Below are 10,413 nucleotides of genomic sequence, written 5' to 3'. Positions count from 1 at the left end.
ACCTCACGGGCACCAACCTCACCAACACCAAGAGCACGCCGCCGTTGCGCGTCGACCACGCGGGTGAAGTGAAGAAGACGTACGACGGAAAGATCGGCCGCCACATCAACTACGGCGTGCGCGAGTTCGGCATGGCGGCGATCATGAACGGCATCTCGCTGCACGGCGGCTACATCCCGTACGGCGGCACCTTCCTGACCTTCAGCGACTACAGCCGCAACGCGATCCGCATGGCGGCGCTGATGAAACGGCGTGTCGTCCACGTGTTCACCCATGACTCGATCGGCCTGGGCGAAGACGGCCCGACCCACCAGTCGATCGAGCACGCGGCCAGCCTGCGCCTGATCCCCAACCTCCTGGTGTTCCGCCCGGCCGATGCCGTCGAAACGCTCGAATGCTGGCAGTTGGCAATGGAATCGACCACCGCTCCGTCGATCCTCGCGCTCTCGCGCCAGAACCTGCCGACGCTGCGCACCGCATACACGATGGAAAACCTCTCGGCCAAGGGCGCCTATACCATTGTCGGCGAGCGTGATGCCGATGCGGTGATCTTCGCCACTGGCTCGGAAGTCGCCATCGCCGTCGATGCCATCCCGCTGCTGGCCGAGAAGGGCATTTCCGCCCGCGTCGTCTCGGTGCCTTCGATGGAGCTGTTCTACAAGCAGTCCGACGCCTATCGCGCCGAGATCGTCGGCAGGGCCAAGGCCCGCGTCGCCATCGAAGCCGGCATCTCGATGAGCTGGGACAAGCTGCTCGGCGACAAGGGGCGCTTTGTCGGCATGAACAGCTTCGGCGCCTCGGGGCCAATCGATGATCTTTACGAATTCTTCAACATCACGCCCAAGGCAATTGTTGAAGCTGTCACAGCGCAGTTGTAAGAGAGGGTCAACCTCTCTTACCTTTTCCCTCCCCTTTTGCCCTAAAAGGAGCAATTCATGGCAGTTCGCGTCGCCATCAACGGGTTTGGCCGCATCGGCCGCAATATCCTGCGTGCCATCATCGAATCGGGACGTACCGATATCGAAGTCGTGGCGATCAACGATCTTGGCCCGGTCGAGACCAATGCCCACCTCATCCGCTTCGACTCGGTCCATGGCCGTTTTCCCGGCACAGTGACCGTCGAGGGTGACACCATCAACGTGGGCCGCGGCCCGATCAAGGTGACCGCCGTCAAGAACCCGGCCGAGCTGCCGCACGCCGCCATGGGCGTCGACATCGTGCTCGAATGCACCGGCATCTTCACCGCCAGGGATAAGGCCGCGGCCCATCTGCAGGCCGGCGCCAAGAAGGTCCTCGTCTCGGCTCCGTCGGAAGGCGCCGACCTGACCGTCGTCTACGGCGTCAACCACGACCAGCTGACCAAGGATCACATCGTGGTCTCGAACGCCTCGTGCACCACCAATTGCCTGGCGCCGCTGGCTTATGTGCTTCACCGCGAATTCGGTATCGTCAAGGGAATGATGACCACCATCCATTCCTATACCGGTGACCAGCCGACGCTCGACACCATGCACAAGGATCTCTATCGCGGCCGCGCCGCGGCCCTGAGCCAGATACCCACCTCGACCGGCGCCGCCAAGGCCATTGGCCTCGTGCTGCCCGACCTCAAGGGCAAGCTGGACGGCATCTCGATCCGCGTACCGACCCCCAATGTGTCGCTGGTGGACTTCAAGTTCATCGCCAAGCGCAACACTACGGCCGACGAGATCAACGAGATCGTCAAGGGCTATGCCGACGGCGCCCTCAAGGGCATCCTCGGCTATACCCTGCACCCGAACGTCTCGATCGACTTCAACCACGACAGCCATTCCTCGACTGTTGCCTTCGATCAGACCAAGGTGATGGACGGCAACTTCGTCGCGGTCCTGTCCTGGTATGACAATGAATGGGGCTTCTCCAACCGCATGGCCGACACCGCCGTGGCGCTGGGCAAGACGCTCTAGTCTGCGGGCTTTCGCTCAAGAATTGGCCCCGTCGCTCCGCGGCGGGGCTTTTTTTTCTGCTGACAGTTTTTGGCCTGCCAATTTGGTCTGTGTGACAATCAGGAGGAACGGCATGGACAAGATCGATTTCAAGACAGAGCTGAAACACCTCTACCAGTCCGGCACCCGCGATTTCGTTTTTGTCGACGTGCCCGCCATGACCTTCGTCATGATCGACGGCCAGGGCGATCCGAACAGCGCCGCCAGCTATCGAACGGCCGTCGAATGGCTCTATGGGGTAAGCTACGCCATGAAGTTCGCGTCCAAGGACTTGGGGCAGGACTATTTTGTGCCACCGCTGGAAGGCCTGTGGTGGGCCGATGATCTCAACGATTTCGTCGCCAAGAACAAATCGAACTGGCGCTGGACCATGATGATCATGGTGCCCGATTTCATCACCCGCGCCATGTATGATGCCGCCGTCGAAAAATCCGCCGAGAAATTGGCCGACGCACCAGCCAGCCTGCGCCTTGAGAGTTTTGCCGAGGGCCGCGCCCTGCAGATCATGCATCTGGGCAGCTATGATGAGGAAGGCCCCGTGCTGGAGCACCTGCACGAAGTGGAAATTCCGGGCCGCAAGTTGCTGCACAACGGGCGTCACCACGAGATCTATCTCAACGACCCCCGCAAGACCGCGCCCGCCAAGCTCAAGACCATCCTACGCCAGCCCGTCAAGCCTGGCTGAACGCTTGCCAGCGCAGGGCCCGCGCCCCTAATCTTCGTCGAAATCCACCGCTCTCCGAGGGCAGACGCCGCATGAGCCTTGACCGTTCCATCCGCTGGCGCGGCCTCGACCCCGCCACCACCGAACATTGCCACGTCATCTCCACCGAGCGCGACACCCGCATTCGCGGCACCATCATCACGCCCACCTACGGCCTGTTCTATCGCATCAAGCTCGACGAAACCGAGCATGTCCGCACGCTCAAACTCGAACGCACCGACGGCAAAGTCCTCGAACTGTTCTCCGACGGCGCCGGCAACTGGTCCGACGACCGCGCCGAGCCGCTGTCTGCGCTCAAGGGCTGCATAGACATCGATATCTGGCCGACGCCACTGACCAATTCGCTGCCGATCTGGCGCAGCCAGTGGACCATTGGCACGCCGCAACGCTTCGCCATGGCCTGGATCGACGGCGACGAAATGACCGTCCGGCGCGACGAGCAGATTTATACCAAGCTGGATGAGACCCGCTTCCGTTTTCAGAACAAGGACGGCTTCGAGCGGGTGCTGGAACTGGATGGGGATGGGCTGGTCGTGACCTATCCTGGCCTGTTCGAGCGTATCGACTAGCCCCCTCATCCGCCCTTCGGGCACCTTCTCCCGCAAGGGGAGAAGGGTAAAGAACCCGAATCTTCAGTCGTCACCCCTCGCCCCTTGTGGGAGAGGCACAGACCTGACGCGTTCAGCGGAAGGTCAGGGTGAGGGGGCCTGTCGTCGCAGAGTCATCGACTCGCGCTAATTCTCCCGCACACAGCGTTTTCGGGAGCCATCATGTTTCACGTCATGCGCCGGGTCCTGCCCGCCATTCCCGCCACTGCCGTCATCAGCGGCTGGATCGGCCAGCCCCTGATCCTCCTGCTGCCGCCCGCCGCCGCCACCGGCTTCCTGCTCTGGCGCGATCGCGCCATCCGCCGCCATGTCGGGCTCGCCGCCTGGCCCAGCGATGGCTTTGCCCGCCACGTGTTGACCGACGACCTGGGCACCCTGGCCACCATCACGCTGGCCAGCGCGCCGCTGTTTTTCATCGGCCAACTGGCCCACGCGGTGAGCATGGTGGCCTAAATTGTGCCACGCCTCGTGGTTCGAGGATCGGCTACGCCTCCCGCCTCACCATGAGGACTACTGATAAATCTGGATTACCCAGTAGCCCTCATGGTGAGGTGCGAGCCCTTCGCGAGCCTCGAACCACGAGGGCGTGGCACCCGCCCCCTTCCCCCCCTCGGCTCACTCTGCTACGCACGGCGAACATCGGCACGGCGGGGAATACCATGAGCGCGACCTTCAAAACCCTTGATGAACTCGATCTGACCGGCAAGCGAGTGCTGCTGCGCGCCGACCTCAACGTGCCGGTCGCCGATGGCAAGGTTACCGACGCGACCCGCATCGAGCGCCTGATCCCCACCATCCGCGAAATCGTGCGCCACGACGGCAAGGTGATCCTGCTCAGCCATTTCGGCCGCCCCAAGGGCAAGGTCGATCCCGAATTTTCGCTGGAAATCGTCGCCTCGACCGTCGCCGACCTGACCGGCCATCCCGTGGGCTTCATCCCCACCGACTGGGCCGATGTCTCCGGCGCCATTCGGGCCATCGAGGACGCTCCCGCCGGCAGCGTCTTCATCCTCGAAAACACCCGCTTCCACCCCGGTGAAGAAGCCAATGACGTCGAGCTGGCCAGGATCATGGCCAGCCTCGGCGATGTCTATGTCAACGACGCCTTCTCAGCCGCTCACCGCGCCCATGCCTCGACCGAGGCCCTGGCCCGCCTGCTGCCCGCAGCCGCGGGCTTCGCCATGCAGGCCGAGCTCGAAGCGCTCGAAGCCGGCCTCGGCAAGCCCAAAAAGCCCGTCGTCGCCATTGTGGGCGGCGCCAAGGTCTCCTCCAAGATCGACCTGCTGGAAAACCTCGTCACCAAGGTCGATGGCCTCGTCATCGGCGGCGGCATGGCCAATACGTTCCTGCATGCCCAGGGCTTTGGCGTCGGCAAATCGCTGGCCGAAAAAGACCTGGCCGAAACCGCCTTGCGCATCATGGACAAGGCCATCGACAGCGGCTGCGCCATCATCCTGCCGATCGACGCGGTCGTGTCCTGGCACTTCAAGGCCAATTCGCCGACCCGCCTCTACAGCGCCGAGGCCATCGATCCCGAAGGCATGATCCTCGATATCGGCCCCTCCTCGATCGAACGTATCAAGGGGGCCATCGACGATGCCCATACGGTGGTCTGGAACGGCCCGATGGGCGCCTTCGAAATGACCCCGTTCGACGCCGGCACCGTCGAAATCGCCCGGCACGTCGCCCATCGCACCAAGGCCGGTCTGCTGACCTCCGTGGCAGGCGGCGGCGACACTGTCTCAGCGCTGGCCCATGCCGGCGTGAAGGACGATTTCACCTACGTCTCCACTGCCGGTGGGGCGTTTTTGGAATGGATGGAAGGCAAGCCACTGCCTGGTGTCAATGCGCTGAAGAAATAGCTGACCATGTCGGTGAGTAAATATTATCTATGGGCGCCGACAGCCGATCGAGGACAAGCTGACTGCATGTAACGTGTCTCACCGAAGGTGTTCGACATGATCTATGCCCTGCCACAAAATAACGCAGCAAAAATTATCCGCTCCATTGGCACGATAGCGGTCTTCTGTCTGTTCGGGCCGAGCTTCTTTGTCGCTATTCATTCCGGCGCGGGCATCCCGCCGGTTCTGGAGCACGCGTGGGAACTTTTCGTTACCCTTCCCACGATTGTCATTTTCGCCGCGATGACAGTCCTAATAGGCGGCTTCTTGCCTGCCCTGGCCACCGGGTGCTTTTGCGCGTTGCTCTCGCCTTCCATCCACAGCACGGCCAGATTTCTGACGGCATCCGCACTGATCGGCGCGATTGCGACGACACTCTTAGTCAGAGGTCTCAGCCCATTCTGGACACCGGAAGCGTTGCGGCTGATGGCCGAGGCGGCGCTGGCCAGCCTGTGCTGCGCTGTGATCGTCTGCACTTTTCGCTCGCGCCCGACGCTAACGCAGGCGGAGATGCCCGACCTCGCCACCTAACGCCGCCGTGACGTACCGTGCTCTCTGCAATGGGAGAAGGTTCCGTCGCGGCACCTAACCCCTTCGTCTAATAACCCTACGTCTAATCGCCTTGGCCCAAACGAAAGTCTAATCTTGCAGCATCGTCAGCAAGGTCAGGACGCCACCGATGTCATTGAATGCAATCGCCCAGAAACTCATGGAGCCGGGCAAGGGTATCCTCGCCGCCGATGAATCCGAAGGCACCATCGCCAAGCGTTTTGCCAAGATCAACCTGCCCAATTCTCTGGATCTGCGGCGCGACTATCGCGAAATGCTGTTCCGCTCCACCGATGCGATGAAAAATTACATCTCCGGCGTCATCCTCACCGAAGAAACCCTGGAGCAATCCGCTGCCGATGGCACCTCGTTCCGCGCCATGATGGCCGATGCCGATGTCATTCCCGGCATCAAGGTCGACCGGGGCGCCTTCCCCATGCCGGGCGACGCGGGCGAGAAGATCACCGAGGGTCTCGATGGCCTGCGCCAGCGCTTGCAGCGCTATGCGACCCAAGGCGCCGGCTTTGCCAAGTGGCGCGCCGTCATCACCATCAACGACGTGGCGCCCACCCGCAACAATATCCGCGCCAATGCCCATGCCTTGGCCCGCTACGCCATCCTTTGCCAGGAGTCGGGGATCGTCCCGGTCGTGGAGCCGGAAGTCGTCGGCGATGGCGATCCGGGCAATCACTCGATGGAACGCTGCGCCCAGGTCACCAGCGAAGTGCTCGAAAACGTCTTCAAGGAACTGCGTCTCGCCGGCGTCGACTTGGGCGGCATGCTGCTCAAGCCCAATATGGTCATGCCCGGCGTCAATTCGCGCGACCGGCCAACCGTGCAGGATATCGCCAAGCGCACCGTCGAGGTGCTGCGCGAGCACGTGCCCGCTGCTGTCCCCGGTATCGCCTTCCTGTCCGGTGGGCAGACTGACGAGGAGGCCACCGCCCATCTCTCGGCCATCAATCAGATCAAGGGCCTGCCCTGGCCGCTGACCTTCTCCTACGGCCGCGCCTTGCAGAATGTCGCCCTGCGCACCTGGGCCGGCCGCCGCGAGAATTTCCCCGCCGCCCAGGCCGCCTTCACCCACCGCGCCAAGATGAATTCCCTGGCCGCCCTCGGCCAGTGGGAGCCGTCCGTCGACAAGGCTGCCTGACCCTTTAGACGTCCCAACGTCGAACTTGACGCGCCCCTGCCCGGGCGCGTTTTTTTGTTGGGCAACTCCACATTGCGCCCAGCCCGCCTTTTCCATATTGAGACAAGCGTCCCTTTTGTCGCCCAAATGGCGCTGCATAGAGCGTCACTGCGTCAACTCTCCGGAAGCCCATGGCCGCACAATTGTTCATCGTCACCCCTGCGTCCGCCGATCCGGAAGCCTTTCCGCAAACGTTGATGGCCGTACTAGCCGCAGCCCAGGTCTCGGCCATCCTGGTGCGCCGCGACGACCGCAACGAAGCCGACTATGCCAGGCTCGCCACCGCCATCATCAATGTCGGCCAGGGCGCCGGATGCGCCGTGCTGGTTGAGGAAGACCCTGCCCTCGCAAAGCGCCTCGGCGCCGACGGCGTCCATATCTCTGGTGGCGCCGCGGCAGTGAAAGCCGCCGTCAAGGCGCTCAAGCCCGCGCTGATCGTTGGCGCCGGCAATGTACAATCCCGCCACGACGCCATGACCATGGGCGAGATGGATGTCGACTACGTGTTCTTCGGTCCGCTCGATGGCACTACCGACGAAGCCGCCAATGACCTCGCTTTGTGGTGGGCCGAAACCTTCGAAATCCCCGCCGTGCTGAGCGATCCCGGCGCTACCCCGGACCTGGCCCAAACCGCCGATGTCGAGTTCGTGGCGCTCTCCACCAGCCTCTGGACCGCCCAGCCTGCCGCCACGGCCGCCCAGTTTGCCGCAGCGATGGAGCAAGCCTGATGCGCCGCTTCGCCCCCCTGCTGCTGCTCGCGACCGCCCTGACGCCGTCCGTCGCCCACGCCCAGAGCACCCCGGCCGAGGCGATCAGCAACGAAATCTTCGGGCCCCGCCAGCGTGTCGATGAGGCCTTCGGCGCTTTCCAGCGCGGCTATTTTCTAACCGCGCTCGAATTGGCCCTGCCCCGCGCCGGAACGGGCGATGCAGCGGCCCAAACCCTGATCGCCGAGATTTACGCCAAGGGCCTCGGCGTCGCCGAAAACCCCTCCCGCGCCGCCGGCTGGTATCAGCTCGCCAGCAATAATGGCGACATGCTCGCCAGTTTCGAGCTGGCTCTGCTCTATCAGGAAGGCGCCGGCGTACCACTCAATCGCCAGCGCGCCGCCGACCTGTTCAAGAAAGCCGCCGATGCCGGCTATATGCCCGCCAAATACAACATGGCCCTGCTCCATGTCGAAGGCACCTATGCCTCGCCAAGTCTGACCGAAGCGGCCAAGCTGCTCAAGGAAGCCGCCGACGCCAAGCTGCCCGAGGCTCAATACGACTACGGCACTATGCTGCTCGAAGGCGCCGGAGCCGTCCCCGATCCGGTCGGCGGCGCCAAATATATCGAACTGGCCGCAGAGGCGGGCCTGATCGACGCCCAGATCGATTATGCCACCCTGCTCTATATGGGCCAGGGCGTCGCCAAGAACGCCACCGACGCCGCCAGTTGGTATCAGCGCGCCGCTGAAGCGGGCAGCCCCGTCGCGCAGAACCGCTATGCCAAGCTCCTCGCGGTCGGCGAAGGCACCACGCTCAATCTCGAAGACGCCGCCATGTGGCGCGCGTTGGCCCGCCGCCAGGGCCTCAGCGATCCCGCGCTCGACCGTCTGCTGGTGTCCATTCCGGGGCCCGAACTTGCCCGCGCCGAAGAGCGCGCCCGCTTCTGGCCCTCCGAATTGCCCGACGCCGATGCGCCCGCCAAGCCGGCAGTCGATCCCGTCGCCGATGGCCAGACCACCCTGCCCGCGCCCACCGATGCCGGCCAGGCGCCCCCTGTGGCCCCAGCACCAACGCCCGGCAGCACCGATGCCCCCGTGCCCGCCATCAAGCAAAACCCTTGAACCGGCGCTCGTTCTGGGGCAATAAGCCCCTCACGCCCCAATGAACGTGTCGCTTTGAGCCAGCCGCAATCGCGGATGCTCGCCAGCGGCAGTTGCCAACCCACACCCGAAAAACGAGACAATGGCTAAAATCAACGGCAATGAAGTCCGCCCCGGCATGGCGATCATGCACCAGGATCGTCTGTGGGTCGCGGTCAAGGTCGATCACGTCAAGCCCGGCAAGGGCGGCGCCTATGCCCAGGTCGAGCTCAAGGCCATTCTGGGTGGCACCAAGCTCAATGAGCGCTTCCGTTCGGCCGAAACCGTCGAGCAGGTCGATCTCGAATTCCGCGATTTTACCTATCTCTACGAGCAGGGCGATAGCCTGGTGTTCATGGACCAGGACAGCTACGAGCAGATCGAACTGCTCAAGGAATTCGTCGGCGACCGCGCCGCGTTCCTGCAGGACGGCATGAAGATCACCGTCGAAATGCACGAGGAAACCCCGCTGGGCGTGCGCTTCCCGGCCAACGTCATCCTCGAAGTCGTCGAGGCCGATCCGGCCGTCAAGGGCCAGACCGCCGCCAACTCGTTCAAGCCCGCCAAGTTGTCCAATGGCCTCAAGGTGATGGTGCCCCAGTTCGTCAATACCGGCGAGCGCATCGTCGTCGACACCACCGAAGTCACCTATATGCGCCGGGCCGACTAAGCCATGGCACGCTCGGCAATTCTTCACGTCATGGTTCAGGCCGCCATCAAAGCGGGCAAGTCGCTCACCAAGGATTTTGGCGAGGTCGAAAACCTGCAGGTCTCGCGCAAGGGCCCGGCCGATTTCGTCTCTAACGCCGATCGGCGCGCCGAGCAGATCTGCTTTGATGAATTGCAGAAGGCCCGGCCCACCTACGCCTTCCTGATGGAAGAGGGCGGCGAAGTTGCCGGCACCGATGGCCAGCATCGCTGGATCATCGACCCGCTCGATGGCACCACCAATTTCCTGCACTCGATCCCGCTGTTCGCGGTCGCTATCGCCCTCGAGCGCGCCAACGAAATCGTCGCCTCGGTGATCTATAATCCGGTGATGGACGAGCTCTACACCGCCGAAAAGGGTGGCGGCGCCTGGATCAACGATCGCAAGCGCCTGCGCGTCGCCGGCCGCAAGCACCTGGCCGACGCGGTGATTTCCACGGGCATCAAGACCCAGGGCACCGCCAATGACGGTCTGCAACTGCGCCAGCTCGCCCATATCAACCCCGCCGTCGCCGGCGTCCGCCGCTCCGGCTCGATCTCGGTGGATATGGCCTGGCTCGCCTCCGGCCGCTTCGATGGCCTGTGGGAAGCCGGCCTCGCCCCCTGGGACGTGGCGCCGGGCCTGTTGATGGTCAAGGAATCCGGCGGTTTCGTCTCCGACTACGCCGGCGCCCCCGGCTCCGTCTGGAACGGCCAGATCGTCGCCGGCAACGAATACATCCAGCCCGCGCTGCTCAAAGAGCTCAAGGCAATCCAGTAGCGCCCAGAGCCGGGCGATTTCGCCCGGTCCGTTGCTGGTGCACCAAGCTTCTTGGGACCGGTCGAAATTCAGCTCAGGCTGAGCCGAAAATGTCGGTTTTCGAGAACCGGACCGGAGCGTACGTTTGGGTACGTGAGGAC

12 protein-coding genes are annotated in these 10,413 nt (G+C 63.4%); all 12 read left to right on the top strand.

The genetic code is table 11. The features are described 5' to 3' along the window. The coding region (locus tag JWR51_RS01465) for a transketolase C-terminal domain-containing protein (RefSeq protein ID WP_299742683.1) at nucleotides 1–878 on the top strand (878 nt) is incomplete at its 5' end. Nucleotides 879–935: 57 nt separating this feature from the next. Then, complete coding sequence (gap, locus tag JWR51_RS01460; RefSeq protein WP_299742680.1) at nucleotides 936–1,943, top strand: type I glyceraldehyde-3-phosphate dehydrogenase; 1,008 nt, start codon at nucleotides 936–938, stop codon at nucleotides 1,941–1,943. Nucleotides 1,944–2,055: 112 nt separating this feature from the next. After that, nucleotides 2,056–2,667: a GyrI-like domain-containing protein gene (locus tag JWR51_RS01455; protein ID WP_299742678.1), complete on the top strand. Its 612-nt coding sequence runs from the start codon at nucleotides 2,056–2,058 to the stop codon at nucleotides 2,665–2,667. A gap of 71 nt (nucleotides 2,668–2,738) precedes the next feature. Continuing rightward, nucleotides 2,739–3,275 (top strand): putative glycolipid-binding domain-containing protein, encoded by a 537-nt coding sequence (locus tag JWR51_RS01450; RefSeq protein WP_299742675.1) that lies wholly within the window; start codon nucleotides 2,739–2,741, stop codon nucleotides 3,273–3,275. A gap of 201 nt (nucleotides 3,276–3,476) precedes the next feature. After that, nucleotides 3,477–3,767, top strand: coding sequence for a hypothetical protein (locus tag JWR51_RS01445; protein WP_299742672.1), 291 nt, complete (start codon nucleotides 3,477–3,479; stop codon nucleotides 3,765–3,767). A gap of 206 nt (nucleotides 3,768–3,973) precedes the next feature. Then, nucleotides 3,974–5,176, top strand: coding sequence for a phosphoglycerate kinase (locus JWR51_RS01440; RefSeq protein WP_299742669.1), 1,203 nt, complete (start codon nucleotides 3,974–3,976; stop codon nucleotides 5,174–5,176). 96 nt (nucleotides 5,177–5,272) lie between these two features. After that, nucleotides 5,273–5,746, top strand: a complete 474-nt coding sequence (locus tag JWR51_RS01435) for a hypothetical protein (RefSeq protein WP_299742666.1) — start codon at nucleotides 5,273–5,275, stop codon at nucleotides 5,744–5,746. Nucleotides 5,747–5,894: 148 nt separating this feature from the next. Continuing rightward, the gene (locus JWR51_RS01430; protein ID WP_299742663.1) at nucleotides 5,895–6,917 is read left to right on the top strand and encodes a class I fructose-bisphosphate aldolase; all 1,023 of its coding nucleotides are present in this window, start codon (nucleotides 5,895–5,897) and stop codon (nucleotides 6,915–6,917) included. 170 nt (nucleotides 6,918–7,087) lie between these two features. After that, nucleotides 7,088–7,684: a thiamine phosphate synthase gene (locus JWR51_RS01425; RefSeq protein ID WP_299742661.1), complete on the top strand. Its 597-nt coding sequence runs from the start codon at nucleotides 7,088–7,090 to the stop codon at nucleotides 7,682–7,684. Continuing rightward, a complete protein-coding gene (locus JWR51_RS01420; protein WP_299742658.1) occupies nucleotides 7,684–8,787 on the top strand; it encodes a tetratricopeptide repeat protein in 1,104 nt (367 codons plus the stop codon). Before JWR51_RS01425 ends, JWR51_RS01420 begins: the two co-directional genes overlap by 1 nt. A gap of 121 nt (nucleotides 8,788–8,908) precedes the next feature. Then, nucleotides 8,909–9,475, top strand: a complete 567-nt coding sequence (gene efp / locus JWR51_RS01415; protein WP_299742655.1) for an elongation factor P — start codon at nucleotides 8,909–8,911, stop codon at nucleotides 9,473–9,475. Nucleotides 9,476–9,478: 3 nt separating this feature from the next. Then, complete coding sequence (locus JWR51_RS01410) at nucleotides 9,479–10,273, top strand: inositol monophosphatase family protein (protein WP_299742652.1); 795 nt, start codon at nucleotides 9,479–9,481, stop codon at nucleotides 10,271–10,273. Nucleotides 10,274–10,413 lie beyond the last annotated feature (140 nt).

This window comes from Devosia sp., assembly GCF_028290625.1.
Classification (GTDB): domain Bacteria; phylum Pseudomonadota; class Alphaproteobacteria; order Rhizobiales; family Devosiaceae; genus Devosia.
Note: the sequence above shows the minus strand (reverse complement) of the source record. Positions and strands in the feature narration are given on the sequence as shown.

Excerpts from the sequence above, each read along its gene's own strand:
- JWR51_RS01440 (WP_299742669.1), top strand. The coding sequence starts at position 3,974 with ATGAGCGCGACCTTCAAAACCCTTGATGAACTCGATCTGACCGGCAAG.
- efp (WP_299742655.1), top strand. The coding sequence starts at position 8,909 with ATGGCTAAAATCAACGGCAATGAAGTCCGCCCCGGCATGGCGATCATG.
- JWR51_RS01455 (WP_299742678.1), top strand. The coding sequence starts at position 2,056 with ATGGACAAGATCGATTTCAAGACAGAGCTGAAACACCTCTACCAGTCC.
- JWR51_RS01410 (WP_299742652.1), top strand. The coding sequence starts at position 9,479 with ATGGCACGCTCGGCAATTCTTCACGTCATGGTTCAGGCCGCCATCAAA.
- JWR51_RS01430 (WP_299742663.1), top strand. The coding sequence starts at position 5,895 with ATGTCATTGAATGCAATCGCCCAGAAACTCATGGAGCCGGGCAAGGGT.
- JWR51_RS01425 (WP_299742661.1), top strand. The coding sequence starts at position 7,088 with ATGGCCGCACAATTGTTCATCGTCACCCCTGCGTCCGCCGATCCGGAA.
- JWR51_RS01450 (WP_299742675.1), top strand. The coding sequence starts at position 2,739 with ATGAGCCTTGACCGTTCCATCCGCTGGCGCGGCCTCGACCCCGCCACC.
- JWR51_RS01445 (WP_299742672.1), top strand. The coding sequence starts at position 3,477 with ATGTTTCACGTCATGCGCCGGGTCCTGCCCGCCATTCCCGCCACTGCC.
- JWR51_RS01420 (WP_299742658.1), top strand. The coding sequence starts at position 7,684 with ATGCGCCGCTTCGCCCCCCTGCTGCTGCTCGCGACCGCCCTGACGCCG.
- JWR51_RS01435 (WP_299742666.1), top strand. The coding sequence starts at position 5,273 with ATGATCTATGCCCTGCCACAAAATAACGCAGCAAAAATTATCCGCTCC.
- gap (WP_299742680.1), top strand. The coding sequence starts at position 936 with ATGGCAGTTCGCGTCGCCATCAACGGGTTTGGCCGCATCGGCCGCAAT.